Genomic DNA, 25,567 nt, shown 5'->3' with positions numbered 1-25,567 from the left:
CGCCCGCATCCGTGGTTCGCACAGGCCCTGTTACCTCTGCATACGACGCAGGGAGGCCATGATTTCGTAGCACGCGCCCATCGTGTGGTAGTCGGTCTTGCCGGCGGGGCTCTTTTCGTCGTCGTACTTCTCGTTGTTGCGCTTGAGAATGCGATACCACGCGCCATACGTGTGATCGACGAAGTGCTCCCAGCTGTAAGCCCAGATCTTTTCGTAAGCCTCGTCGTACTTCTTCTCACCCGTGGTCTCGAACAGGAGCTGCGCGGCACCGAGCGATTCGGCCTGCACCCAGAAATACTTGTCGTCGTCGCAGACGTCGCCCTCGGGCGAGAACCCGTAAGCGATGCCGCCGTACTCACCGTCCCAGGCCTTGGCCAGCGCCTCGTCGAACAGATGCTTCGCGGTCGGCACCAGCCACGGCTTATGCTTCGGCGTGCCCTTGGTGTAACGCTCGAGCATGAGCAGCAGCTTGGCCCATTCGGTCTGGTGACCCGGCTGGAAACCCCAGGGGCGGAACAGATGCTTGGGATTGTCGAGGTTGTATTCCCAGTGGATCGTCCAGTCGCTGTGGTAGTGCTCCCAGACCAGCTTCTGCGGCGTGAGGCCTGCCTGGCGCTGGGTCATGTTCTCGGCCAGCAGCAGCGCGCGGTCGAGGTAGCGGTCGTCCTTCGTGGCTTCCCACGCGGCGATCATGGCCTCGGTCATGTGCATGTTCGCGTTCTGGCCGCGGTAGCCGGTGAAGTTCCAGTCCTTGTCGGCCTCGTCGCGGTACAGACCGTACGTCGGCTCGAAGTAACGCTTCTCGAGCAGATCCCAGATCTCGCCCTGCCACGCCTTCGCTTCGTCGAAACCGACTTTGACGCCGCAGGAATAGGCCAGCAGCATGAAGGCCAGGCCGTAGCAGTGGTTCATCTGGTCGTCGCGCTTGCCGTCGGCGATGGTCCAGGCGTAACCGCCGGTTCCCGGATTCAGATGCACCTCGCGCAGGTACTTCAACCCGTGCATGGTGAGTTCCTTGTCCTCGGGCTTGCTGAACTCGAGGTAGGCCATCGCGTGGTTGAACACGAAGCGCGTGCTGGAGACGAGGTGGCGGTGAGTCTTATCGTAAACCGAGCCATCGTCCTTGAAGTACTGGAAGAAGCCGCCCGCGGGGTCGACTTCGTTCGGCTTATAGAACGCCATGGTCTTTGCGACATGGTCGCGGAGGACATCGACGTTGTGAAAATCGGGGAGGGGGACAGTCGTCATGCGTGCTTCTCCATGAAGGCCTTCACTTCGGCCTGGTCGGGAATGGCGGTGAACGAGCCCTTGCGGGTGGCGGTAATCGCGCCGCAGGCGGCGGCGAAACGGACGAGGTCGACCAGGCGTGCTTCGTCCGCGATCAGTGCGTCGAAGCTTGCCGGTGTGACCTTTTCGTGGTCGAGACGCGCGAGGAGGCCGCCGACAAACGCATCGCCGGCGGCGGTCGTGTCCACGGCTTCGACCGCGTAGCCCTTCAGTTCGCCCTTTGCCTCACGGGTGAACCAGCGCATCGGTTCGCCGCCGTCGGTGACGAGCAGCAGGCGTGCCTTGCCGAGCCAGAGTCGCTCGAGCACGGCGTCGTCGGAGCCGGCGCCCGCGTGGATGAACGCGAACTCTTCCGCACTGAGCTTGATCACGTCGGCTTCGTTCAGCGTTTCCCAGAGGCGCGGCAGCGGCGCTTCGTCCTTTGGCCACAGGGCGGGTCGCAGATTCATGTCGAAGCTGACCAGCGCGCCGGCCGTCCGGGCGCGACGCATGCCTTCGACCGTGGTCGCGGCGATCGCGGCCTCGGTCAGGGAATTCGAGCAGACGTGGAAGATCGACACATCGTCGAACGCGCCGGCACGGAAGTGCTCGGGACGGAACAGCAGGTCCGCGGCGGGCGGACGGTAGAAACTGAAGCTGCGATCGCCCTTGTCGTCGTGCGCGACGAAGGCGAGTGCGGTGCGTGCGTCGTCGGTGCGGGCCACGTCGTCCGTGCCGACACCGAGATCCTTGAGACTCTTGAGCAGGAAGTCGCCGAACATGTCGCGCGCGAGCATGCCGGCAAAGCGTGCCGTGGCACCGAGGAGGGCGGCGGCGACAGCGACGTTGGCGGGCGCACCGCCAGCAAAAGGAACGAAGGCGGGAGGCTGACCGGCGCCGCCCTGGGGCTGTGCGTGGAAATCGATCAGCGCCTCGCCGAAGCAGAGGATGGAAGACATGCGTACGGCCTGTCCTTTTCGGGGCGAGGGATTGGAAAGACGACGGCCGGCATCGCGCCGGCCGTCGTCAGGAGCGTCAACCGGCCTTGGCGGCGACCGGGACGTTGCGGATCTTCGAGCCACTCAGGCCGTAGAACACGATGTACGCGTAGCAGATCAGCGGGACGAAGAAGGCGTGCTGGAGACCGATGTGATCGGCGATCGCGCCCTGGATGACCGGGATCAGCGCGCCACCGACGATGGCCATGATCAGCAGGCTCGACGCCTTGCTGGTGAGCGGCCCCATGCGCTCGATACCCAGCGAGAAGATCGTCGGGAACATGATCGAGTTGAACAGACCGATGGCGACGATGCTGTACACGGCCACGGTGCCCGTGGTCACCATCGTGGTGATGACGAGCAGGACGTTGATCGCGGCGAACACGGCCAGCAGGACGCGCGGCGAGAACTTCGCGAGCAGGGCGGAACCGATGAAGCGGCCGACCATCGCGCCGCCCCAGTAGAACGCCACGTGGGAGGCGGCGACTTCACCCGTCATGTTGCCGATTTCCGGCAGCTGCAGGTAGTTGATCATGAAGCTGCCGATCGACACTTCGCCGCCGACGTAGAAGAAGATGCCGAGCACGCCGAAGAACACGTGCGGGGTCTTCAGGGCGTCCATCAGCGAGTGGTGGCTTTCGTCGGCCTTCTCGGTGGTTTCTTCCAGCTTGGGCAGGTTGAACAGGTAGACGCCGATGGCGATCACCACCAGAACCACGGCCAGGCCGATGTACGGCACCTGCACGGCACTGGCTTCGGTCGCGCGGTAGCTCACCTGCTCGGCGGCGCTGAGCTTGGCGATGTCGTCGCTGCTCTTCACGGCGTTGGACAGGATCAGCACACCGCCGAAGAACGGCGCGAGGAAGGTGCCAAACGAGTTCAGCGCCTGGGCGAGCGTAAGGCGGCTGGAGGCCGTCTTCTCCGGACCGAGCAGTGCGACGTAGGGGTTGGCGGCGACCTGCAGCACGGTGATGCCGGTGGCCAGGATGAACAGCGCGCCGAGGAAGATCGGATACACGCGCATGCCAGCGGCCGGCCAGAACAGCGCCGCGCCGATGCCGGCGATGATCAGGCCGGCGACGATACCCTTCTTGTAACCGAGGGCCGCCACCAGCTTGCCCGCAGGCAGGCCCATGATGAAGTACGCACCGAAGAACGTGAACTGGATGAGCATCGCCTGGAAGTAGTTCAGCTCGAACACACCCTTCAGGTGCGGGATCAGGATGTCGTTCAGGCAGGTCAGGAAACCCCACATGAAGAAGATCGTGGTCATCACGCCGAGAGCGAGCGGGAAATAGGTGTAGCGGGTGTCGCCCGAATTCGCCGACGAGGGCGAAGAGGTGGGCAATGGCGTGGATCCGGTGGCCATGGGGCGCTCCAGTTGGTGGGTCAGGGAGAAGACGGCGGGCAGCTGCTTTCGCGTACGACCAGCCGCACTGGCGCGATCGTATAAGCGGTGTCCGTCTCGGGGTTGGTTAGTCTTTCAAGAATGAGCTCGGCGCTGCGCCGTCCCAGGCCACGCGGATCGACCGCGATGGTGGTCAGGGGCGGCACGCATACCGAGGCCTCGGCGACGTCATCGAAACCGGTCAGAGCGAAGTCCTCGCCTGGGCGCCGGCCGCGTTTGGTCAGGCCAAGGATAAGCCCGAGCGCGACAGCGTCGTTGTAGCAAACCGCCGCCGTAGGCGCGGGATCGCGCGCGAACAGGGCGCCGGTCTGCCGGGCGGCTTCGAGGCGTGTGGGCGCGCTCTCCACCAGCCAGCTGGGATCGACCTTCAGTCCCGCGTCCTGCATGGCGCCCGCGTAGCCGCGGCGGCGCTGGGCGACCGAGCTCGAATCGCGGTGGCCGCCGAAAAAAGCGATGCGCTCGTGGCCGAGCGCGATGAGGTGTTCGGTCGCCAGTCGGGCGCCGTGCTCGTTGTCCATCTCGAGCGTGTCCCAGCGATGGGCACCCTCGTCGTCCGGGAGTTCGCGGTTGAAGACCAGCAGGGGCGTGTGCATGCCGACCGCGGCCAGCACCTGTTCGCCCTCGCTGCCTTCGGCGGGCGAGAGGATGATGCCTGCCGGACCATGCTCCACCAGCGAGTTGAGTACCGCCTGCTGGCGATCGGGGGATTCCCCCGTATTGCCGAGCAGGGTGACGTAACCCGCGCTGGCGAGGGCCTCATCGGCGCCGGCAGCGAATTCGGCGAAGAACGGGTTGCCCAGATCGTTGATGACCAGGCCGATACTGGACGACGTCCGGCGACGCAGATTGGCGGCGGCGCGGTTGTAAACGTAGCCCTGTCGCTTGAGCTCCGCCTCGACGCGGGCCCGGGTGGCGGAGTTCACCAGAGGGCTGCCGCGCAGCACCAGGGACACCGTGGCTCGCGACACGTCGCAGCCCAGCGCGATATCGGCGAGCGTGACCTTGCGGCGTTGCGGGGTGATCCTGGGCATTGTGGCTCCTTCAAACGATCTAAACCGGGCGATCATCGCGCGGTAGGGTTCGGGATGCATCACGCACTGCAACATGCGCCGCCGCGCTATCTTTGCTACGTTCGACCTGTTTGTCACGATCCAAACGATCTGAGGGGAACCATCGATGCCGAGCTCCACCTGTCTGCGCCGCGGCCTGCTGTCCGCCGCCCTCGCCCTGGCCCTGCCGGCCCTCGCCTTCGCGGCCACCGCGGACAAGCCGTCCGCCGCCTTCGAGGCCGTCGACCCCACGATCGGCACGGGTGGCGACGGTCATACGTTCCCCGGCGCGACCGTGCCGTTCGGCATGATCCAGCTCTCGCCGGACACGGCGATGCCCGATTTCAAGCACGCCTACAAATGGGCGGCCGGCTATCAGTACGGCGACTCGAGCATTCTGGGTTTTTCCCATACGCACTTCTCCGGCAGCGGCCATTCCGATCTGGGCGACGTGCTCGTCATGCCCATCGCCGGCGACGTCAAGCTGGATCCGGGTTCCCCCGACCAGCCCGGCAGCGGCTATCGCTCGCGTTTCGACCACAAGAGCGAGAAAGCCGAGGCAGGTTACTACGCCGTCACGCTGGCCGACTATGGCGTTCGTGCCGAGCTGACCGCCGGCTCACGGGTGGGCTGGCATCGGTACACGTTCCCTAAGGGCAAGCCGGCCCATCTGCTGCTCGACCTGCGTCCCAGCATCTACGACTACGACGGCAAGGTGCTGTGGTCGTCGGTTCGCGTGCGTAAGGACGGCACCGTCACCGGCGGCCGGACCACGCGGGGCTGGGCTCCCGGTCGTCAGCTGTATTTCGCGATGCGTTTCAACCAGCCGATGACGTCGCGCAGCCTGAAGAACCGCGAAGAGAACGTGCCGTACCGGGGCTTCGGCGGTCCGGGAAACCGGGCGGAAGACGCGGACGCCATGACCGGGCGTGCGCTCGAGGGCGTGTTCGACTTCGGTGACCTCGGCAAGCCGCTGATCGTCAAGGTGGCCGTATCTTCGGTCAGCGAAGACAACGCCGTGGCCAACCTCGACAAGGACGGTGAAGGCTTCGACTTCGATGCCCGCCGTGCGGAGGCCCGCCAGTCGTGGGAGAAGGTGCTGTCCACGGTGGACGTCAAGGCGTCGGCCGAGAGCCGCCGGATGTTCTACACCGCGCTGTACCACTCGATGATCTCGCCCAGCCTGTCGATGGACGTCAACGGCGAGTACCGCGGCCCGGACAACCAGGTTCACACGGCCAGGGGCTTCGATTTCTATTCGACCTGGTCGCTATGGGACGTCTATCGCGCCCAGCAGCCGCTGATCACGCTTCTGCGCCCCGACATGAGCAGCCAGTTCGTCAGTTCACTGATCGCCTCGCGCGAGTCCAGTCCCTTCGGCATCCTGCCGATCTGGGCTTACCAGGGCATGGAAACCTGGTGCATGGTCGGCTATCACGCCGTGCCGGTCATCGCCGATGCCTATATGAAGGGCATCCGTGGCTACGACCCGGACAAGGCGCTCGAGGCCATGGTGGCCAGCGCGACGTACGGCCCGTATGGCGGCATCGACGACTACATGAAGCTCGGTTACGTGCCCATCGATCGGCAACCGGAGGCGGCGTCCAAGACGGTCGAATACGCGTTCGACGACTGGTCGCTGGCACGGATGGCCAAGGCCATGGGTAAGGACGATGTCGCCGCGACCTTCATGAAGCGTGCCGGCAACTGGAAGAACAGCTTCGATACGAAGACCGGCTTCCTTCGCGCCCGCAAGAGCGACGGCGGTTTCCGCGAGCCGTTCGACCCGTCGTCGGCCGCCTATGGCAGCGATTACACCGAAGGCAACGCGTGGCAGTATTCGTGGTACGTGCCGCAGGACGTCAAGGGCCTGATCGACGCGCTGGGCGGCAAGGACGCCTTCGTCAGGAAGCTGGACTCGGTTTTCGACGCCAAGGTCGACCCCAAATCGTTCGCGCACGTGGAAGACATCACCGGCCTGATCGGCTGGTACGCTCACGGCAACGAACCGAGCCATCAGGTCGCTTACCTCTACGACTACGCGGGCCAGCCCTGGAAGACCCAGGAGCGCCTCGTCCAGATCATGAAGACCCAGTACTCGCCGACGCCGACCGGTCTGGTCGGCAACGACGACCTGGGGCAGATGTCGGCCTGGTACATCTTCAGCTCGCTGGGGTTCTATCCGGTGGCGCCAGGCAGCAACCAGTACGTCATCGGTCGTCCGTTCGTCGAGAAGGCCACGCTGAACCTGCCGGGTGGCAAGCACTTCACGGTCTCGGCCGACCACCTGGACGCGAAGCATCCGTACGTGGGCAAGGTCACGCTGGACGGCAAGCCGCTGGACCGGACGTTCATCCGCCACGAAGAGATCGTCGCCGGTGGCGAACTGCACTTCAGCATGCAGGCCGAGCCGGCGAAGGATTGGGGGCAGGGTCCGGGCTCGGCGCCTTATTCCATGAGCGACGCGGCGCCGTAAGGTCGCAAGGGCTGCGCTCACGAGGTCTTCACGGCTTTTTGGGCAAAAAGCAGGCCTCCATAAGGACGGGCGCGCCATCCCTCATCGCTCCTGCCGGTTCCGGCAGGCAGCGGGGATGGCGTGCCCGTACTCGTGTTTCAGGGGTCATGCCGTGTTCCGTCAGCGAATCAAGACATCCCGCGTCTATAATCGTGCCCTTAACAGGGCAGGTATCGTTGTGGGGATGACGGCAGCATGATGGTAAGGATCGGAGCGCGCTGGCGGATCGCGGGCTTGCTCGCGGCCGTGCTGGTCATCGTCGCGCTGCCCTACGCCGTCAACCGGTCGAGTTCGGACGCGGCGCTGACCACGCGCGACTGGGTCACCCATACCGCTGAGATCAAGGCCAACGTCTACCGCGCCGATGCGATCCTGCGCGGCAGCGAAGCGGCGGCTTACAGCCTCGTCGCCGGGGCGCCGCCCGATCAGGCGCTGGAAGACCGCGTCGCGGCCACTCGCAAGCTGGTGCCCGGCCTCATCGCCGAGCTGCGCACCATGATGGCCGACAACCCCGAGCAGCTCACCCGCCTGGGTGGGCTGGAGGCGACGGCCAACAGTCGCGCCTCGCTCAGTGAAAAAGCATTACAGCAGGTGAAGGCGGGCGATCACGATGGCGCCTTCAGGACGATGGAAGACCTCAGGGTTCTCTTTCCCATCCGGCAGACGGTGATCGATCTGCTTTCGGAGGAGTCGGCCCTGCTGGAGCAGCGTCGAGGCCAGGCGGTCGATTCGGCCACTGATAACCGTACGGTGCTGCTGATCGCGTCGCTGGCGCAGATCGCCCTGCTGGCAATCGTCGTGGTCGTCTCCGAGCGCCAGATCGCGATCCGCCTGAAAGCGGAATCCAAGGCCTCGGGCGCCGTGCATCGCTCGCAGCTGATCGTCCAGGCGGTGCGCGAGCCGATCGCCATGCTGGACGCGTCGCTGCGCACGCTGCTGGTAAACAACGCGTTTGCCGAGCTTTACGGCTTCGATACCGAGAGCGACAAGAATCCGCCCCTCAACGAGATCGGTGAAGGCGCGTGGAGCGACACGTCTCTGCTGCAGCGCCTGAACGACGTGGTGGCGCGCGATCGGGAACTCTGGGATTACGAGCTGACCCAGCGCACGGTCGACGGCATCGATCGCTTCGTCGTCATCAATGCACGCCGCATCGAAGAGTCCGACGGCGACGCTCCGGCGGTGCTTCTGACCGTCAGCGATATCACGGCGCGCGCGCTGGTCGAGCAGAAGGTGAGCGAGCTCAATCGCCAGCTCGAAGGCAAGGTCGAGCAGGTCTCCGACGTCAACCGCGAACTGGAGGCCTTCAGCTACTCGGTATCGCACGATCTGCGCGCGCCTTTGCGTCACATCGCCGGCTTCGCCGGAAAGCTCGAGGCTCACCTGGCCGATCGGTCGGACGATCGCGTCAAGCATTACATCGACGTGATCAGCAGCTCGTCACGGCGCATGGCACAGCTGATCGACGACCTGCTGGTGTTCTCCCGCCTCGGCCGTGGCGCGTTGCGCCTGCAACCGGTCGACATGCAGTCGCTGGTGGAAGAAGCACGCGCACTGGTCGAAACCGAAGCGCGTGACCGTCAGATCGAATGGCGCATCGCACCGATGCCGATCGTCGTCGGTGACGAGAACATGCTGCGGACGGTCTGGCAGAACCTGCTGGGTAACGCCGTCAAATACACGGGCAACCGCGAGCGCGCGATCATCGAGGTCATGCTGGAGCGGACGTCCGCGGGCGATTACGAATTCACCGTGCGCGACAACGGCGCCGGTTTCGACATGCAGTATGCGACCAAGCTGTTCGGCGTTTTCCAGCGCCTGCATCGTGCCTCGGAGTTCCCGGGCAACGGTATCGGCCTGGCCAATGTGCGACGCATCATCGCGCGCCATGGTGGGCGGACGTGGGCCGAGGGGGAAACCGATCGCGGCGCCACTTTCCATTTTTCATTGCCGGTATCCGACGTTCCGGGTGCCCAGACAGGTGACTCATGAATCAGCGCGACCTGCGCACGATCCTCATCGTCGAAGACTCGATGGCCGATGCCGAGATGGCCATCGATGCGCTGCGTGAGGCCAAGCTCGCCAATCCCGTGGTGCACGTCGAGGATGGCGTCGACTGCCTCGACTGGCTGCACCGCCGCGGTCCGTACGCGAATCGCCCGGAGGGCGATCCGTCGGTGATCCTGCTCGACATCAAGATGCCGCGCAAAGATGGCCTCGAAGTGTTGAAGGAGCTCCGTGCCGAGGAAAAGTGGAAGCGCCTGCCGGTGGTGATCCTCTCGTCGTCGCGCGAAGAGAGCGATCTTGCCCGCAGCTGGGATCTCGGCGTCAACGCCTACGTGCTCAAGCCCGTGGACGTGCAGCAATTCTTCACGGCCGTGCAGACCCTCGGCCACTTCTGGGCGGTGCTGAACCAGCGCCCGGAAGGCGAGTGATTCCCACCAACGAGCCGAGCGACTGACATGGGCGGGCAGGGCAAGAACAACAAGGTGCGCATCCTTCAGGTCGAGGACAATGAGTTCGATGCCGAGCTCATCCTGTCCGAACTGGAGCAGGACGGACTCGATTACGAGGTGCTCCTTGTCGACGAGGAGGCCGCGTTCATCGCCGGGCTGGATGACTTCCATCCGGACATCGTCCTTTCCGACCTGAGCCTGCCCGTTTTCAGCGGCGAGCGTGCGCTACAGCTGTTGCGCGAGCGCGACGTCGCGACTCCCTTCATCTTCATCTCGGCGACGCTGGGTGAAGAGGCGGCTATTGAGGCACTGCGCAACGGCGCGACTGACTACATCCTCAAACACAATACGGCGCGCCTCGCGTCGGCGGTGCGCCGCGCGCTGCGCGAAGGCGAAGAGAAGCGTGCACGTGCCCGTGCCGAACAGGAACTGATTCGCGCCCAGCGCTTCGAAAGCCTCGCGTTGCTCGCGGGTGGCCTGAGTCACGATCTTCGCAATCTTCTGCAGCCGCTGCTGCTTGCGGGCGACACGCTCGAGGATTACGCCGACGATCCGCGCCTCGGGCGCCTGGGTACGCTGGTTCGCGATTGCGGCCGGCGCGGGCTCGAGATGGTGTCGTCGATGTTGTCGTTCGCGCGCGGCGCGCGCCGTGCGGAGCAGGTTCGCCTGGGCGCCTTACTCGATGCGCTGAAGCTGCTGCTTCAGGGTAGCGTGCCGCGCACGGTGCAGATGAGCGTGGAGGTCTTCGATCCGGATGTGACCTTCGAGGGCAATCACACCGAGTTGCAGCAGTGTCTGCTCAATCTCAGCCTCAACGCCTTCCAGGCGATGCCCGCCGGCGGCACGCTGCGCATCGAGACGGCGCAAGCCAACCTCGCGGATGACTTCTTCCTCGAGGGTGAACAGCCGCTTCCAGGTCGTTACCTGCGCCTGTCGGTGATCGACACCGGTCTGGGCATGCCGCCGGAAGTGCTCGCGCGCCTGTTCGAGCCGTTCTTCACCACGAAGGAAAGCGGAACGGGTCTGGGCCTGCTGTCATGCAAGCGCATCGTCGCCAGTCACGGTGGCCTCATGCGTGTTCGCAGTGTTCTGGGTGAGGGCACACAGTTTCATCTTTACCTGCCGCTGAGCAGCGACGAGGAAGATTCGGCGCCGGCGTCGATCATGGACGCGTCGCTTCAGGGCGAAGCCGAGCGCGTGCTGGTCGTCGTCGAAGAGGCGGTGCAGTTGTCGCTGCTGGTCGACACGCTGGACGCTTATGGCTACCAGGCCGGCGCGAGCCAGAGTGGTACGGCGGCATTGCAGTGGATCGAAGCGCACGGTGTTCCCGACCTGGTCGTCATGGACGCGGACATGAACCTGTTCACCGGCGTGCGCACGCTGGCCGCCTTGCTCGAGCACGGTTACAGCCGCGCGGTACTGCTGCTCGCACGTCCGGATTCACCGCCGAACCTGGACGAACTGCCCCAGCTGGATCACCTGTACGTGCTGGATAAGCCGATCCAGTCCAGGGCGTTGCTGCGCAAGGTGCGCGAGGCGCTCGAGGCGAGCGAAGCGAAATCAGGCTGATTTTTCAGAATCCTTCCATATCGCGCGCTTCTGTCGCTGAGTAACGTGGGCACCCATTATCTCTCCGGGGTGCCTCATGTACTGGGACACACACAAGGAAGCGAAGGCCATTCAGCGAAGGATGGCTTGCCGCACGCGTATCGCTTGGTTCACCGCAGGATCCCTGCTGCACCTGGTGCTCGCGGTGCTGGTGCTTCTCTGGCAAACGTCGTGCGACTCTCCGCGGTGTGTCGAAGGGATCCACTTCGACATCGTGCGGGGAGCGATGCGCGTCCCGCTCTTCATCACCCCATGGCTTGGACTCCCGTCGCCGGAACTCGAATTCCACAGAGGCTGGCCACTTTTCGGGTGGCTCGTACTGAATGCCTTGATGGCGGTGGTGTTTTATTGGGGGCTGACGCTTGCCTGCCGCCGCGGCTACGTCGCCTGGCAGGTCTGGCTCCGCACGCGCGAAAGGCCGGGACGCGCTTCGCGTCCCGGCTGATCGTCGGTCAGTCGATGCCGAGCTTCTTGAGCTTGTAGCGCAGGGCGCGGAAGGTGATGCCGAGCTTCTTCGCCGTCGCGGTCTTGTTGTAACGCGACTCTTCGAGTGCCTTGATGATGGTGTCGCGCTCGATGTTCGAGATGAAGTCTTCGAGCGACCCGTCGGCACCGCTGGAGGCCCGTGGCGCCACGGCAGCGGCCGTGACATGGGTCGCGCCACCCGGATCGGGAGTCGCCGTCGTCTGCACTGCCACACGCTGCGGCAACATCAGATCATCCGCTTCGATGATATCGCCTTCGCACATCGCCATCGCGCGCTCGAGGATGTTCTCCAGTTCGCGGACGTTACCGGGAAACTGATACGCCTCCAGCGCGGCAAGCGCATCGGGCTGCAGGCGGCCCGGGGCGCCGCCGCCGGATTCTACGGCGAGCTGCTTCAACACGAACTCGGCCAGCTTCGGCACGTCGCCGCGACGCTCGCGCAGAGGCGGCACGCGCAGTTCGATGACGTTGATGCGATAGAACAGGTCCTGTCGGAACAGACCCTGCTCGACCAGCCCCGCCAGATTTTTGTGCGTGGCGGACAGAATGCGCACGTCGACCGGGATCTCGTCGCGTCCGCCGATGGGGCGTACCGCTTTTTCCTGGATGGCGCGCAGCAGCTTCACCTGCATGTGCAGGGGCAGCTCGGCGACTTCGTCGAGGAACAGCGTGCCGCCCTGGGCGGCCTGGAACAGGCCTTCCTTGTCGGCGTGAGCACCCGTGAAACTGCCCTTGCGGTGACCGAAAAACTCGCTTTCCATCAGCTCGGAAGGAATGGCGCCGCAGTTCACCGGCACGAAGGCGCCGGCGGCACGCGGGCCCAGTTCGTGGATCAGGCGCGCGACCAGTTCCTTACCGACGCCCGATTCGCCACCAATGTAGACCGGCGCCTGATTACGGGCCAGCTTGGCGATCTTGCCGCGGACCTCGACCATCACCGGCGAATCGCCGATCAGACGATCGGCGCCGGGAACGCCCCTCGCGCCGGCTTCCGACTTGCGCTCCTCGGAGAGACGCAGCGCGGTTCGCACCAGGCGACGCAACAGGTGGATGTCGACCGGCTTGGAGACGAAATCGAACGCGCCCGCCTTCAGCGCGTTCACCGCCGCGTCGACGTTGCCGTAGGCGGTGATCATCGCCACCGGCATGTCCGGGTGGCTGGCGGCGATCAGTTCGATGATCTCCTGGCCGCTGCCGTCGGGCAGGCGCATGTCCGTGAAGCAGAGGTCGTAGCGACGGGAGGCCAGCGCATTCCGCGCTTCGGTGACGCTGCCCACAGCGTCCACGTCGAGTTCCATTCGACCAAGGGTGATGGTCAGCAACTCGCGGATATCCCGCTCGTCGTCGATAACCAGTACGGACTGCTTGCTCATTGGATCCGAAAGGTTCGGTAATGGGGACAAATGTAACCGCCCGGGCGGCCTGCGCAAAGCGCGGCGTTCACGCGCGGGCCGCCAGGGGGACCGAGGCGGCGGTACGCGCCGGCGGCGTCAGGCTGATCCGGAAGCAGCTGCCACCCCCTGCGACCCGCACATATTCCAGCGCGGCCTGGTTGGCTTCGGTCATCTGGCGGGCCAGGTACAAACCGAGCCCGGTGCCGTATTCGTGGGTCGTGAAGAACGGCTCGAAGATCTGCGCCGCCACCTTCGGCGGGATGCCCGGGCCGCGATCGATTACCTCGAGGATGGGAATTCCGGCTTCGGAATGCCGCGCCACCAGCATCACTCGCGCCGGCTCGCCGGGCAGGCGGCCGTAGCGCAGCGCGTTCTGGACCAGGTTCCAGATGACCTGCTGCAGGTGCTGGGGGTCCGCGACGGCGGCGACCGGCTCACTGCCGGACACCGCGCGCAGGATGTCCGCGCCCAGATCGTTGCCCTGGCGGTACTCGGTCACGAAGTGATGCACCCACTGGCTCAGGTCGAGAGTTTCCGGCCGGGAGCGCTCGCGCCGGGACAGCTGGAGGATGTTCTCGATGATCTCGTTGAGGCGCGAGCAGTGGTTGTTGATGATCTCCACCATACGCAGGTCGGTGTCGTTCATGTCCGTGGATTCGGCCAGTAGCTGCGCCGAATAGTGGATCGCCGCCAACGGGTTACGGATCTCATGGGCGATCGAGGCCGACAGCCGGCCAAGCGAGCTGAGGGTGAGTTCCTCGGCGCGGCGCGACACCAGCGACGTATCGTCGAGGAAAATCAGGACGTGGGAGTCGTCATTGGGCGCCAGGCGGGAAAAGCGCGGAATCACCTCGGGGGTGCCATCGGCCAGCATGGTCGCGCTCTCGTCCAGCTTGCCGGACGTGCGCCAGTGGTACAGGCGTCGCGACAGCTCGGGCGCCAGACTCCCCAGGTCGCGCTGCTCCGCCGAAGGATTGCCCATCAGCATCCATGCCGACTCGTTGAGCTGATGGATCCGGTTGCCTTCGTCGACCAGCAGCACGCCGGTCTTCATGCGACGGATGATCAGTTCGTTGACCTGGGACAGGTTGGCCAGATCGATGCCACGCTGTTCGGCCAGGGCTTCCGACGCGCGGATGTTGCGCCCCAACACATAGCACAGCGATGCGCAGGCGAAATAGGCGGCACCGAACAGCGCGTACTCCACCAGCTCGCGGTCCGAGCTGGCGGCGGCTTCCAGGTCGAACAGGGAATGGCCGAGCATGCCCAGGGTGGCCAGCGCGGCGAAGAACATCGACAGCCGGAAGGGCAGCAGCAGCGCGCCCGTCGCGATGTTGACGGCCAGCATCATCGCCACGCCCATGCGGACATCGTGCATCAGCACCAGGGCGAGCAAGGCGGCTGCGATGTCCAGGGTCAGACCGATCGAGACGATGAGGACGGGACGATGCAACGTGCCCCGCGTCCGGGAAACCATGAGCAGGGCGGCGAAGAGGTAGGCCAGCGCAAGCACCCGGGCGAAGACAGGTTCCGGCAGCGCCGGCCAGTTCATATGCTCCGGACGGAACGCCAGGGCGGTGTAGACCGCCGCCTGGCCCAGCCGGAAGTAGTTGAAAAAGAACAGTTCGTGGCGTGCGGTGGTCTGCACCGCACGGGAGCGGGCGGCCATGGTCGGCGCGGGCGTGGACACGTGGGTGGTTCTCCGCCGGTGGCCCCCCAGGGCCTCGATGACCGCCAGTATAGGCGGCGGCGACCCCGGGGCAACACGCAGTTCCAGCAGTGAAAAAGGGCGAAAAGCGACGAAATGTCGCGGCGCCTCTTTCCATCCGGGGCGCCTTCCGGGAAAATACGCGGCCGTATTGCGTCATTTTGGCGCAATCGATCGATTCATCCCCCACTCCCGTGCAGGCCGCTCCCGGCCCGCATGCATTCACACGCTTCTCCCGTTCGCTCGAGGTATCGAATGAATTTCCACGAGTACCAGGCTAAAGAACTGTTCGCCAAGTACGGCATCGCCGTGCCGCCGGGCAAGGTTGCCAACTCTCCCGATGCCGCTGTCGACGCCGCCAAGCACCTTGGTGGTTCGCAGTGGATGGTCAAGGCCCAGATCCATGCCGGCGGTCGCGGCAAGGCCGGTGGCGTCAAGTTCTGCCGCAGTCTCGACGACGTGCGCGCCGCTGCCAAGGGCATGCTCGGCACGAACATGGAAACCTACCAGTCCGCCGGCCGCGCGCTGCCGGTGAACCTGGTTCTGGTCACCGACGCGACCGACATCGCGAAGGAACTGTACCTCTCGATCCTCACCGATCGTGACACCAAGTCGATCTCGTTCATCGCCTCCAAGCACGGCGGCGTGGACATCGAGCAGGTGGCCGCCGAAACCCCGGAAGACATCCACACCTTCCAGGTCGATTTCGTCGAAGGCCTGCAGCCGTACCAGTGCCGCGATCTCGGGTTCAAGATGGACCTGAATCCGAAGCAGGTCGGTCAGCTCGTCAAGATCATGCTTGGCCTGTACAAGCTGTTCAACGAGAAGGACCTGGCCCTGGTCGAGCTGAACCCGCTCGCCATTCTCGAAGACGGCAACCTCGCCGCCCTCGACGGCAAGGTGAACTCGGACGACAACGCCGAGTTCCGTCACGCCGACCTGGCCGCCATGCGCGACCTCACGCAGGAAGACGCCGCCGAAGCGGCCGCCGTCCAGCACAACCTCAACTACGTGACGATGGACGGCACGATCGGCTGCATGGTCAACGGTGCCGGCCTGGCCATGGCCACGATGGACGTGATCAAGCTGGCGGGCGGCGAGCCGGCCAACTTCCTCGACGTCGGCGGCGGCGCCACGAAGGAGCGCGTCTCCGAGGCGTTCAAGCTGATCCTGTCTTCCGACAAGGTGAAGGCCATCCTGGTCAACATCTTCGGCGGCATCGTCCGTTGCGACCTGATCGCCGAAGGCATCATCGCCGCGGTGAAGGAAGTGGGTCTGCAGATCCCGGTGATCGTGCGCCTGCAGGGCACGAACGTCGAAAAGGGTCGCGAACTCCTGGCCAACTCGGGTCTGGCGATCACGCCGGCCGACGATCTCAACGATGCGGCCCGCAAGGCCGTGGCCGCAGCGGCCTGAGGAGCGAATTCTAATGAGCGTCCTGATCAACAAGAACACCAAGGTCCTGGTCCAGGGTTTCACCGGACAGCAGGGTACCTTCCACGCCGAACAGGCGATCGACTACGGCACCAAGGTCGTCGGCGGTGTCACGCCGGGCAAGGGTGGCTCGGAGCACATCGGTCTGCCGGTCTTCAACACCGTGCGTGACGCGGTCGACCAGACCGGTGCCGACGCCTCGGTCATCTTCGTGCCGCCCCCGTTCGCGGCCGACTCGATCCTCGAAGCCATCGACGGCGGCATCAAGATCATCGTCACGATCACGGAAGGCATTCCGGTGCTCGACATGATGCGCGTGAAGAACGTGCTCAAGTCGCACCCGGACGTCGTGCTCGTCGGTCCGAACTGCCCGGGCGTCATCACCCCAGGTGAGTGCAAGATCGGCATCATGCCGGGCCACATCCACAAGCCGGGCAAGGTCGGTATCGTCTCGCGCTCGGGCACCCTCACGTACGAAGCGGTGTTCCAGACCACGAACGAAGGCCTCGGCCAGTCCACCTGCATCGGTATCGGTGGCGACCCGATCAACGGTCTGAACTTCATCGACTGCCTGAAGCTGTTCCAGGACGATCCGCAGACCGAAGGCATCATCATGGTCGGCGAAATCGGTGGCAGCGCCGAAGAAGACGCGGCTGAGTTCATCAGCCAGTACGTCAAGAAGCCGGTCGTCTCGTTCATCGCGGGCGCCTCGGCACCTCCGGGCAAGCGCATGGGCCACGCCGGTGCGATCATCTCGGGCGGCAAGGGCACGGCGGAAGCCAAGTTCGCCGCGCTCGAGAAGGCAGGCGTGACCACGGTCAAGTCGCCGGCCGACCTCGGCAAGACCCTCGCGGGTCTGATGAAGTAATACCCCGTTCGCTTCGGCGAGCCTAAAGAGCCGCGGCCTTCGGGTCGCGGTTTTTTTATGCGCGCATGTCATCCACAGCCTGTGTGGATACCGCCTGCATAACGCTGTGCATAAGTCGGGGATGCCCAACGCGGGCAAGCGGTTAGCTCATGTTGGTCATTTCCTGACCAGCGGGCGTCAGTCGGCGACCAGCGGGCCTCGTCGGCTCCCGACGTCCGCTCCGGGGTTTTCGATGATGTACTTCCGCATGCGCCGTTGGTTCTCCGGCGTATAGGTGTAGCAGTTGCCGCGCAGGCTCAGGGATGAGGCATACATGTTGCTCTCGCACCACCAGCCTCCCGTGTAGTTGACCGCACCATGCTCGTGGTCGGCGCCGAACAGGTGGCCCAGCTCGTGAGCCACCACCCGGTAACGCCCGTTGATCGATGCCATCGCCGTGCTGCCACCCTGCCACGCAATGCCTGACGCGCCTGGCTGCGGTACCTGGGGGGTGATCAGGAGGAACTTGCGCGTATGGGTGGGCGTCATCCCCTCGCGGTCGGCCCAGGCCATGACGGTGTGGGTCCATTCGCCCAGCGCGGCGTCGTGCATGTAAGGAATGTCGGTAACGCCGTTGACCGGCGGCAGGTAACGCACCTGGATGCGCGCGAACGGCACGACCTTGCTCATGTCGGCAAGCCACCACGCGACATAACCGGCGTGTATCCGTTCGTGCGACATGTAGTGCCGGACGTCATCGTGTACGAAGAGATGGATGTCGAGCCGAGGCGGTATCGGCGCGCTGGCGTCGCCTTCGGCAGCGAGCGCCGGCAGGGACATGGTCAGCAGGAGGGCGAAGGCCATGTTCGGGCGGGTGAGGCGGCGCGTATCAGTCATCACGGTTCCGTGTGCTGGAAAGACAGGCCAGGCAGCTTAGCCTTTCGTTACGGGCTCTTCTGTCGGCGAAACACGCCGCTGGCAAAGTGCTCACGTGGATCGCGTCATACGCTGACAGAGAGAGTCGGGGGCGATGGCGATTCATCCACAGCCTGTGTGGACAGTCGCTGCATAAGCATGTGCATAACTCCGGAAACCCGTCGCGTGACAGTCGGTTGCGTTGCGCTGCTTATTTTTTGCCCACCGCCCCGGCGACTAGAGCGCGCTTATCCACAGCGAATGTGGATACGATCTGCATAAGGGTGTGGATAACTGACGATTCGTCTTTCCCACCATCGACTTGCGTTTCGCTGGTCAATGAGTGACCACCTGGCGCCCTAGAGCACCGGCAGATTCCAGGCGCCACGAAGCCGCGCGTATTCGCCTCGCGGCAGCAGCACGAACACGGGTTTCTTCTTCGGGTCGAGCCACGCGAGCAGTCCTTCCATGGCTTCGTCGGTCATCGCCGTGCATCCGGCGGTCGGCGATGTCGGTGACTTCCACAGGTGCGCGAAGATGCAGCTGCCCGCGCCCTTGCGTCCCCCGGCGTTGTGTTCGATGACGAAACCGATGCGATAGGCGTGGTCGCCGTTGAAGTGCAGGTCGCGCCGCATCGCCTCCGTGGCTCCGTCGACCGCGCTATGGCCTACCTTGTTTTCATCGACCAGCTGGTTGTAATACGGCGAGCCGTCGACATCGACGCAATAGTCGGACGCCGTGAGCCCCCGGTAGGGGAGCGCCGTGCCGTTTCGTTCCGCGTAACCGAAAGCTTCGCCGATCCGGAATATCCCCGCCGGGCTGCGCCCGTCGCCCTCGACCTTCGTCGGGCCGTCGGTCTGCGGCGGATGCAGTCCCACGCCCCAAGCGCTGCCACCTTTGCCGATCGTGACCGGTACCGGCGACCCGACCGCCCGCCAGCCGCTTTCTTCGCGTTCGAAACGGCGAAGCGTGCCTTGCGTGGCGTCCCAGTTGTCCGTGGTGACGACGATCATCTGCCGCGATACCGACCAGGCCACGGGCGCCTCGAACGCGATGGCGAGCCCCGTGATCGAAAGAAGAAGCGATACAAGCAGAAAGCGAGGGAGGCGACGCATGCGGATCACCATTCAGAGAGGCTCGAGGCCGCGAACCGAGCGAATGCCCAGGCCCGGAAGAGGCGGTATGGAAAGGTGCGACTCATCGAAGTCGACGCCGCCGTCCACCGGATTGAACGTGCACAGCGAGGGTCCATCCAGGTCGATCTTCGTGATGACGTTGGATCTTGCGACGGCCACATGAACGGCCGCCGCCACGCTGATGCTGCTTTCGAGCATGCAGCCGATCATGCATTCCATGCCGTGCATAGCGGCGATATCCGCCATTCGCAGTGCGCCCGAGATGCCGCCCGTCTTCATCAGCTTGATGTTGACGATGTCCGCGGCGCGCAGGCGGATGAGTTCGAGCAGATCCTTCGGGCCGAAGGCACTCTCATCCGCCATGATCGGCGTATCGACGTGGCGCGTGACGTGTCGCAGGCCTTCCAGATCATGCGCATTCACCGGTTGCTCCACGAGTTCCATGCGCACGCCAGCGTCTTCAAGCTGGCGAATCGCGCGCACCGCTTCCGCGGCGGTCCAGCCCTGGTTGGCGTCGAGACGCAAGAGCGCCGATTCGCCGACGGCGGTATGAATGGCCCGCACCCGGACGATATCGTCGTCGATGTTCTTGCCGATCTTGATCTTGAGCGAGGTGTAGCCACGGGCGATGGCGTTCAGTGCATCGGCGACCATCGTGTCGACGTCGTTCACGCTGATGGTCAGGTCGGTGGACAGCCGTGGATGACCGCCACCGAGCAGCTGGTAGAGCGGTGCGCCGTGGTATTGCGCCCAGAGATCGTAAATGGCGATCTCCGCGGCTGCCTTGGCGCTCGTATTTTTTTCCAATGCGCTCTGAATGAGGCCGACGATGCGGTTGAGATCGGCGATGTCCTCGCCGATGAGACGCGGCGCGATATGCCGACGTACGGCTGCGATGATCGACGCATGCGTCTCGCCGGTGATCGCCGCCGTCGGAGGCGCCTCGCCGTAGCCAATGTGGCCATCGTCCGTATGGACCGTCACGACGATGTCCTCCACGCTGTCCACCTCGCGAAGCGCCGTACGGAACGGTGTGCGTAGCGGAACGCGAAGCATGAACAGACGGATCTCAACGATCTTCATGGCACGGCCTCAGCGGATGCGGACGATGCTGGTCATGCGATCGACGAAGCTGGTGTCCTTGTCGAACATCAGCGGCAGCAGTGGGGTGACCGATACTTCGTTGAGTTTGATGCGACGCAGGCTCGTGGTGCCATCACGGAGGCTGATGCCGCCGACGTCGTGAACCACGTAGGGCTGTCCATCCACCTTGCCGATCACCATCATTACGTGGCCCGGAATGTAGACGAGGTCACCGACCTCGAGCGCCATCGCCGCGGCGACGCGCGCGTCATGCCCGTCCTTCGGCGTGTATGCCGTGTGCGAAAGACCCGGACTCGACGCCTGGTCGCCTGTGTTGCGCGGCATCTGCACACCCATGCTGCGATAGACGTCGGAGACGAATCCGCTGCAGTCGCGGCCGTTGAAATCGTGCCCCCAGCCGTAGCGCTCGCCGAGGAATCGAAACGCCTGGCGAATCACATTGGCACGGGTGAGCGGAAGATAGCCGGCCTCGGACGGCTGATTGCGCTGGAGCAGCGCGGGCCGGAAGGACAGCGCGCCTCGTGCGTCGCGCACCGGCAAGCTGAGCACCCACGAGGTATACGGATGCTGTCCGTTGACCGGTTGGCCTGGCGATAGCGACGTGTCCAGCGGGACGCGCGTGCCCATATCCAGCTGCAGCTCCGAGAGCGCGGCTGCCTCGGGCGTGAACACGGTGTGCGGTGCGGCGCCGGTGATGACGCGGAAGGGCGTGGCGTCGGCATGGGCAAATACCTGCGCCGCCGTCCCATAGGCGATCGCCTCCGCCGGTGTCCATGCCGCGTAGCGTGCACTGACCGCGAACACCCAGCGACCATCGGCACTGCTGTGCACGACGACGACCGGATCGCCGGGGAAAAGCGCGCTCTCCTGGAAGCGATCGATGTCGGTATCGACGGGCTGCGTGAACACGCGCGCCTCGGTGGCATGGCTGCGCAGTGGTGCGCGACGCACGGCCATGCCATAGCGCGGTGTCACTTCTGAAGGAATGGCGTTCGTCGCATCGTTGGCAAGTATCGAATCGATGGCGCTCGCCGGCAGTGACTGGCCTTTCGCATCGAACAACGCACGGGCCGGGCGTTGAGAGACCTTGTCGATCCAGACCATGACCTGGTCGCGCGTCAGCGACGATGGCAGATGGCGGATGTCGTGCATCGAGGGATCGAGGCGCCGCAGCTTATCGTTCAGCGCCGCGATGGCTGGCGCGTCGAGGACGACACGATCCGCGTCCGGCACCCGTGCGATCCACCAGTCCGGCGATAGCTGGGCATCCGTTACGCCGGGGATCCCGGTATCGACGATCGGTGGTGGGCTCGCCAGCGACGCCATTCCCGGAAATCCGGTGAGGAGGGCAGCGAAGAGCAGGCGATGGCGAAACAGGGGCATGCGGGGATCCCGGTCAGATAGCGAGTCTGGACAGCACGGCCGCGACGACGAGGCCGAAGCCGGTACCAAGGATATAACCCAGCAGCGCCAGCAGGATGCCGACCGGTACCAGCGAGCGCGAATACGTGGCGGCCAGAACCGGTGTGGCCGCCACGCCGCCGATGTGTGCCAGTGAGGAGATGCCGCAAAGGTACAGGTCGAAGTGAAACACGCGCGCCGCCGCGCACAGGAGCACGGCATGCAACGCGATCACCGTGACCCCGCACAACAGGTAGATCGGCGCGGCGGCGATACCGGCGAAGCTGCTTTGGGAGGCGAGCACGGCGACGACGGAAATCAGCAGGGCGCTCGACACGGCTTGTGCGCCGGGCAAGCGTGCCAGTGGCGTATGCGCGACGATCAGACCGGCGACCGTCGCGACGAGAATGGTCCATGTGGTCGCGGAGACCATGCTGCCCACGGGGAGTAGCGCGGCCACGCCCGGGGCCAGTGCCGCCACCAGCAGCGCGAAGCCCAGCCAAAGCAGCACGCCGTCCATGGTCGCCGGCGCACGCGGTGCGGTTTCGGTCACGATGAGGTCGGCACTCGAGGTCGCACGTGTCCAGCGGTTGAACGCCGGTGCCAGGCGTGCAACGGAGAACAGCACCACCACCCACATCGAATAGCAGAGGGCATCGGTGAGCAGCGCGGTCGCCAGTGAGGTGTCCGACATGCCGATGGCCTGCTTCACCGCGATGAGGTTGGCCGTTCCGCCCACCCAGCTGCCCGAAAGAGACGCCAGCGGTTTCCAGCCATCGCCCGGCAGCCAGTGACGGAACATCAGGAAGGCCACGATAAAGGCGATAAACAGGCTGATCGAGGTGCAGACGAACACGCCGAGTACCCGCGGACCCAGGCGGAAGATCGCGCGCAGATCGCAGCCGATCATCAGAAGAAAGAGCAGGGCGGGAACCAGGTGCCCCACGATGACCGACTGGGCGGCGTGGATCCCGGGCGATGCCGACCAGAGTCCGGCGACCGACAGGGCGGTGACGCTGAGGTAGGTCAGCACGATGGGCGGGAGGATATCGAATACCCTCCAGCCAAACCGTCGCTCGATCGCCGGCCAGAAGCCCGCGACGAGCAGCATGACGGCCAGATAGGGCCAAACCGATTCGATCATGCGTTTCTCCGCGGGCGACGGGGCATGATGTCAGCAAATGCGGCACGATGGGCATGGCAGTATGGGCACATGACGATCCGGCTCTGGCCCCTCCTGCTGCTGTCGCTGGCGCTCACCTGCGGGCGCTCTCTTGCCGCCGACACGCCGCACCTGTCGACGGCGCGTACGCCCGCCGACGCGGGGCTGATGGATATCCGCAAGGTCGCGCCCGATATCGCGGAAGACATGAAGTACGCGGCCCCGGACAATTTCACCGGCGCCAGGGTGCCGGGCTATCTCGCGCCGGCTTGCCTGCTGCGCACCGGCGCAGCGCGGGCCCTTGCTCAGGTGGAGAGCGATCTGCGCCCTCACGGCTACCGGCTGCGCTTGTGGGACTGCTATCGCCCGGCGCGCGCCGTGGCTGCCTTCGTTCGCTGGGCGGGCGATCTGTCCGATACCCGCACCAGGGCATCCCATTATCCCGCCCTGCGCAAGGACCAGTTGTTGGGCGAGTACATCGCTCCGGTGTCAGGTCATAGCAAGGGCGCGACGGTCGATCTCACCCTGATGCGGTGCGAGGGCGTCCATTGCACGCCGCTCGACATGGGCACGGACTTCGACTTCTTCGATCCACTGGCGCATACGGACGATCCGCGCGTCACACCGCTTCAGCACGAGAACCGCCAGCGCCTGCTGAAGGCCATGGCGGCGCGCGGGTTCGTCAATTATCCGCAGGAGTGGTGGCATTTCAGCCTCCCCGGCGCGGCCGATGGCGACACGATCTACGACGTACCGGTGCAATGAGCCCGCGTCGGTGCGACGGTGGCTTATCATAGGCAGTCCCCGCGACCGCACGGATTCCCGATGTCCACCTTTCGCTTCGCCCTGGCCCAGTTCGATTTCCCCGTCGGTGCCACCGCCGACAACGCGCGACGGGTCAAGGCGCTGGCCGATGAAGCGCGCGATCGCCTCGGCGCGTCGCTGATAGCCTTCCCCGAGCTGACGCTGTCCGGCTACCCGCCCGAGGACCTGCTGCAGCGCCCCAGTTTCCTCGAAGCCTGCCATCGCGAACTGCATGCGCTGCTGCCGGCCATCACGGGTATTTCGGCGGTCGTCGGCTACCCGGATGCGCAGGGCGAGGTTTACAACGCGGCGTCGCTCATACGCGAAGGCGCCCTGGAGTGGACGTACCACAAGCAGGCGCTGCCCAATTACACCGTGTTCGACGAGAAGCGCTATTTCCAGCATGGCGACGCCACGCGGGTGTTCGCGATCGAGGGTGTGCAGGTCGGCATGCTGATCTGCGAGGACATCTGGGAATCGGACCCCGCCAGCCGTCTCGCCGACGCCGGCGCGGAGCTGATCCTGGTGATCAACGCGTCGCCGTGGGACAAGCGTCAGGCCGCGACCCGTGAGGCGCTGCTGCGCGACCGCGCCCGCGAGACCGGGCTGCCGATCGCCTACGTAAACCTCGTCGGTGGTCAGGACGACCTGCTGTTCGACGGCCATTCGCTGCTGGTGCAGGCCGATGGCGAGATCGCGGCGCGCGCTCCGTCCTTCGAGGAAATGCTGCTGACGGTGGAGTTCGATACGGTCACGCGTCGCCTCACGGCCGTGGACTGGCCGGCGCCGGGCACCCGCTCGCCGGAGGCGCTGATGTATGACGGCATCGTCCGCGGTATCCGCGACTACATTGGTAAGAACCACTTTTCCGGCGTGTTGCTGGGTCTGTCGGGCGGTATCGATTCCGCGCTGACGCTCGCGATGGCGGTCGATGCGCTGGGCAAGGACAAGGTCACGGCCATCATGATGCCGACCGAATACACATCGGACCTGTCCCTGCGGGAAGCCAAGGCCCAGGCCGAGCACATGGGCGTCGAGTACCACGTGCTACCCATCGAAGGCATCTACGAGGCCTTTACCGGCGCCCTGGCGCCGGTGTTCGAGGGTCGCAAACCCGACATCACGGAAGAAAACCTGCAATCGCGAACCCGCGGCGTGCTGCTGATGGCGATGTCCAACAAGACCGGCAAGCTCCTGCTGTCCACGGGCAACAAGAGCGAGATGGCGGTGGGCTACGCCACGCTGTACGGCGACATGTGCGGCGCCTATGCGCCGCTCAAGGACGTCTACAAGACCGTGGTCTACGCGCTTTCGCGGTGGCGCTCGGCGATCGACGGAGCCATTCCGGCGGCCGTGATCGAGCGTCCGCCGTCGGCGGAACTGCGCCACGAGCAGACCGATCAGGATTCCCTGCCGCCGTACGATGAACTCGATGCGATTCTCGAGCACTTCATCGAAGGCGAGGCCTCGGCGGAAGACATCATCGCCGCCGGCCACGACGATGCCACGGTGCGTCGCGTAATCCGCATGGTTTTCATCAACGAGTTCAAGCGCCGTCAGGCGGCTCCGGGGCCGCGCGTCACGACCAAGGCTTTCGGACGCGAGCGGCGGTATCCGATTACTTCGGGGTGGCGGTAAGTCACTTAGAGCGAAGAGCTGAAGGCTCGGCTTGCGCCATCGCGGTTGGTTTGTCGCGGCGTGTCGTGTCGCGTTGGAGAGCCGGCGGGGGTGACCCTCGAGGCCACGCCTGCGGCGACCCCTCAGGGAAAGGCGGCTACCGCCGCCGTATATCAATGGCCTTCGGCCGGGTCGGGCTCCGACTGGGGGTTTTCGAGTCGGCTGTCCCTGCCTCCCCGAAAACGGCCGGTCATCCCTG

General features: G+C 65.0%; 20 protein-coding genes. 9 read left to right on the top strand and 11 right to left on the bottom strand.

Translation table 11 applies throughout. The features are described from left to right. Positions 1 to 30: 30 nt before the first annotated feature. From BLT40_RS08425 to BLT40_RS08410, 4 genes are all read right to left on the bottom strand, one after another. Positions 31 to 1,248 carry an AGE family epimerase/isomerase gene (locus BLT40_RS08425; RefSeq protein WP_090352652.1) on the bottom strand — a complete coding sequence of 406 codons (1,218 nt, stop codon included), beginning with the start codon at positions 1,246 to 1,248 and terminating at the stop codon, positions 31 to 33. Continuing rightward, positions 1,245 to 2,225, bottom strand: a complete 981-nt coding sequence (locus BLT40_RS08420; protein WP_090352651.1) for a carbohydrate kinase family protein — start codon at positions 2,223 to 2,225, stop codon at positions 1,245 to 1,247. The genes BLT40_RS08425 and BLT40_RS08420 overlap by 4 nt, the downstream gene beginning before the upstream one ends. 76 nt (positions 2,226 to 2,301) lie before the next feature. After that, a complete protein-coding gene (gene fucP, locus BLT40_RS08415; protein WP_239709178.1) occupies positions 2,302 to 3,537 on the bottom strand; it encodes an L-fucose:H+ symporter permease in 1,236 nt (411 codons plus the stop codon). Between the two features lie 116 nt (positions 3,538 to 3,653). Next, complete coding sequence (locus BLT40_RS08410) at positions 3,654 to 4,703, bottom strand: LacI family DNA-binding transcriptional regulator (protein WP_036110551.1); 1,050 nt, start codon at positions 4,701 to 4,703, stop codon at positions 3,654 to 3,656. A gap of 145 nt (positions 4,704 to 4,848) precedes the next feature. Here BLT40_RS08410 and BLT40_RS08405 point away from each other — a divergent pair, with 145 nt between their 5' ends. The 5 genes from BLT40_RS08405 (at position 4,849) to BLT40_RS08385 (ending at position 11,745) form a co-directional block, all read left to right on the top strand. Beyond that, positions 4,849 to 7,197, top strand: a complete 2,349-nt coding sequence (locus BLT40_RS08405; RefSeq protein WP_079520529.1) for a GH92 family glycosyl hydrolase — start codon at positions 4,849 to 4,851, stop codon at positions 7,195 to 7,197. Positions 7,198 to 7,431: 234 nt separating this feature from the next. Beyond that, positions 7,432 to 9,228 (top strand): ATP-binding protein, encoded by a 1,797-nt coding sequence (locus tag BLT40_RS08400; protein ID WP_090352650.1) that lies wholly within the window; start codon positions 7,432 to 7,434, stop codon positions 9,226 to 9,228. After that, positions 9,225 to 9,671 (top strand): response regulator, encoded by a 447-nt coding sequence (locus BLT40_RS08395; RefSeq protein WP_036110558.1) that lies wholly within the window; start codon positions 9,225 to 9,227, stop codon positions 9,669 to 9,671. Before BLT40_RS08400 ends, BLT40_RS08395 begins: the two co-directional genes overlap by 4 nt. Positions 9,672 to 9,698: 27 nt before the next feature. Beyond that, positions 9,699 to 11,261, top strand: coding sequence for an ATP-binding response regulator (locus BLT40_RS08390; RefSeq protein ID WP_090352649.1), 1,563 nt, complete (start codon positions 9,699 to 9,701; stop codon positions 11,259 to 11,261). 76 nt (positions 11,262 to 11,337) lie between these two features. Then, the gene (locus BLT40_RS08385; protein WP_143025855.1) at positions 11,338 to 11,745 is read left to right on the top strand and encodes a hypothetical protein; all 408 of its coding nucleotides are present in this window, start codon (positions 11,338 to 11,340) and stop codon (positions 11,743 to 11,745) included. A gap of 7 nt (positions 11,746 to 11,752) precedes the next feature. On the opposite strand, the gene BLT40_RS08380 is transcribed toward BLT40_RS08385, so the two are convergent. Both BLT40_RS08380 and BLT40_RS08375 read right to left on the bottom strand, forming a co-directional pair. Beyond that, positions 11,753 to 13,159: a sigma-54-dependent transcriptional regulator gene (locus BLT40_RS08380; protein WP_090352647.1), complete on the bottom strand. Its 1,407-nt coding sequence runs from the start codon at positions 13,157 to 13,159 to the stop codon at positions 11,753 to 11,755. Between the two features lie 67 nt (positions 13,160 to 13,226). Continuing rightward, positions 13,227 to 14,849: a sensor histidine kinase gene (locus BLT40_RS08375; protein WP_090352646.1), complete on the bottom strand. Its 1,623-nt coding sequence runs from the start codon at positions 14,847 to 14,849 to the stop codon at positions 13,227 to 13,229. 294 nt (positions 14,850 to 15,143) lie between these two features. Here BLT40_RS08375 and sucC point away from each other — a divergent pair, with 294 nt between their 5' ends. Then, positions 15,144 to 16,304, top strand: coding sequence for an ADP-forming succinate--CoA ligase subunit beta (gene sucC / locus BLT40_RS08370; protein ID WP_036110570.1), 1,161 nt, complete (start codon positions 15,144 to 15,146; stop codon positions 16,302 to 16,304). Positions 16,305 to 16,317: 13 nt separating this feature from the next. After that, complete coding sequence (gene sucD / locus BLT40_RS08365) at positions 16,318 to 17,190, top strand: succinate--CoA ligase subunit alpha (RefSeq protein WP_036110573.1); 873 nt, start codon at positions 16,318 to 16,320, stop codon at positions 17,188 to 17,190. Between the two features lie 177 nt (positions 17,191 to 17,367). Here sucD and BLT40_RS08360 read toward each other — a convergent pair whose 3' ends face one another. The 5 genes from BLT40_RS08360 to BLT40_RS08340 form a co-directional block, all read right to left on the bottom strand. Next, complete coding sequence (locus BLT40_RS08360) at positions 17,368 to 18,066, bottom strand: zinc metalloprotease (protein ID WP_090352645.1); 699 nt, start codon at positions 18,064 to 18,066, stop codon at positions 17,368 to 17,370. 377 nt (positions 18,067 to 18,443) lie between these two features. Beyond that, positions 18,444 to 19,199: a L,D-transpeptidase family protein gene (locus BLT40_RS08355; protein WP_090353825.1), complete on the bottom strand. Its 756-nt coding sequence runs from the start codon at positions 19,197 to 19,199 to the stop codon at positions 18,444 to 18,446. A 12-nt stretch (positions 19,200 to 19,211) separates the two neighbouring features. Next, complete coding sequence (locus BLT40_RS08350; RefSeq protein WP_090352644.1) at positions 19,212 to 20,303, bottom strand: dipeptide epimerase; 1,092 nt, start codon at positions 20,301 to 20,303, stop codon at positions 19,212 to 19,214. 9 nt (positions 20,304 to 20,312) lie between these two features. After that, on the bottom strand, positions 20,313 to 21,707 hold the full coding sequence (locus BLT40_RS08345) for an SH3 domain-containing protein (RefSeq protein WP_090352643.1): 1,395 nt from the start codon (positions 21,705 to 21,707) through the stop codon (positions 20,313 to 20,315). A 13-nt stretch (positions 21,708 to 21,720) separates the two neighbouring features. Continuing rightward, positions 21,721 to 22,869, bottom strand: coding sequence for a DUF819 family protein (locus BLT40_RS08340; RefSeq protein ID WP_090352642.1), 1,149 nt, complete (start codon positions 22,867 to 22,869; stop codon positions 21,721 to 21,723). A 69-nt stretch (positions 22,870 to 22,938) separates the two neighbouring features. Between BLT40_RS08340 and BLT40_RS08335 the strand changes: the two genes are divergently transcribed. Together BLT40_RS08335 and BLT40_RS08330 are read left to right on the top strand one after the other, a co-directional pair. Then, positions 22,939 to 23,652 (top strand): M15 family metallopeptidase, encoded by a 714-nt coding sequence (locus BLT40_RS08335; RefSeq protein ID WP_090352641.1) that lies wholly within the window; start codon positions 22,939 to 22,941, stop codon positions 23,650 to 23,652. 60 nt (positions 23,653 to 23,712) lie between these two features. Beyond that, on the top strand, positions 23,713 to 25,329 hold the full coding sequence (locus BLT40_RS08330) for an NAD+ synthase (RefSeq protein ID WP_090352640.1): 1,617 nt from the start codon (positions 23,713 to 23,715) through the stop codon (positions 25,327 to 25,329). Positions 25,330 to 25,567 lie beyond the last annotated feature (238 nt).

The organism is Dyella sp. 333MFSha, from assembly GCF_900102405.1.
GTDB classification, from domain to species: Bacteria; Pseudomonadota; Gammaproteobacteria; order Xanthomonadales; family Rhodanobacteraceae; genus Luteibacter; species Luteibacter mycovicinus.
This window is presented reverse-complemented; position numbering and strand designations above follow the sequence as displayed.

Excerpts from the sequence above, each read along its gene's own strand:
- BLT40_RS08420 (WP_090352651.1), bottom strand. The coding sequence starts at position 2,225 with ATGTCTTCCATCCTCTGCTTCGGCGAGGCGCTGATCGATTTCCACGCA.
- BLT40_RS08350 (WP_090352644.1), bottom strand. The coding sequence starts at position 20,303 with ATGAAGATCGTTGAGATCCGTCTGTTCATGCTTCGCGTTCCGCTACGC.
- BLT40_RS08360 (WP_090352645.1), bottom strand. The coding sequence starts at position 18,066 with ATGACTGATACGCGCCGCCTCACCCGCCCGAACATGGCCTTCGCCCTC.
- BLT40_RS08330 (WP_090352640.1), top strand. The coding sequence starts at position 23,713 with ATGTCCACCTTTCGCTTCGCCCTGGCCCAGTTCGATTTCCCCGTCGGT.
- BLT40_RS08400 (WP_090352650.1), top strand. The coding sequence starts at position 7,432 with ATGATGGTAAGGATCGGAGCGCGCTGGCGGATCGCGGGCTTGCTCGCG.
- BLT40_RS08385 (WP_143025855.1), top strand. The coding sequence starts at position 11,338 with ATGTACTGGGACACACACAAGGAAGCGAAGGCCATTCAGCGAAGGATG.
- fucP (WP_239709178.1), bottom strand. The coding sequence starts at position 3,537 with ATGACCACGATCTTCTTCATGTGGGGTTTCCTGACCTGCCTGAACGAC.
- BLT40_RS08335 (WP_090352641.1), top strand. The coding sequence starts at position 22,939 with ATGACGATCCGGCTCTGGCCCCTCCTGCTGCTGTCGCTGGCGCTCACC.
- BLT40_RS08425 (WP_090352652.1), bottom strand. The coding sequence starts at position 1,248 with ATGACGACTGTCCCCCTCCCCGATTTTCACAACGTCGATGTCCTCCGC.
- BLT40_RS08390 (WP_090352649.1), top strand. The coding sequence starts at position 9,699 with ATGGGCGGGCAGGGCAAGAACAACAAGGTGCGCATCCTTCAGGTCGAG.
- sucD (WP_036110573.1), top strand. The coding sequence starts at position 16,318 with ATGAGCGTCCTGATCAACAAGAACACCAAGGTCCTGGTCCAGGGTTTC.
- BLT40_RS08345 (WP_090352643.1), bottom strand. The coding sequence starts at position 21,707 with ATGCCCCTGTTTCGCCATCGCCTGCTCTTCGCTGCCCTCCTCACCGGA.
- BLT40_RS08355 (WP_090353825.1), bottom strand. The coding sequence starts at position 19,199 with ATGCGTCGCCTCCCTCGCTTTCTGCTTGTATCGCTTCTTCTTTCGATC.
- BLT40_RS08405 (WP_079520529.1), top strand. The coding sequence starts at position 4,849 with ATGCCGAGCTCCACCTGTCTGCGCCGCGGCCTGCTGTCCGCCGCCCTC.
- BLT40_RS08395 (WP_036110558.1), top strand. The coding sequence starts at position 9,225 with ATGAATCAGCGCGACCTGCGCACGATCCTCATCGTCGAAGACTCGATG.
- BLT40_RS08340 (WP_090352642.1), bottom strand. The coding sequence starts at position 22,869 with ATGATCGAATCGGTTTGGCCCTATCTGGCCGTCATGCTGCTCGTCGCG.
- BLT40_RS08410 (WP_036110551.1), bottom strand. The coding sequence starts at position 4,703 with ATGCCCAGGATCACCCCGCAACGCCGCAAGGTCACGCTCGCCGATATC.
- sucC (WP_036110570.1), top strand. The coding sequence starts at position 15,144 with ATGAATTTCCACGAGTACCAGGCTAAAGAACTGTTCGCCAAGTACGGC.
- BLT40_RS08380 (WP_090352647.1), bottom strand. The coding sequence starts at position 13,159 with ATGAGCAAGCAGTCCGTACTGGTTATCGACGACGAGCGGGATATCCGC.
- BLT40_RS08375 (WP_090352646.1), bottom strand. The coding sequence starts at position 14,849 with ATGGCCGCCCGCTCCCGTGCGGTGCAGACCACCGCACGCCACGAACTG.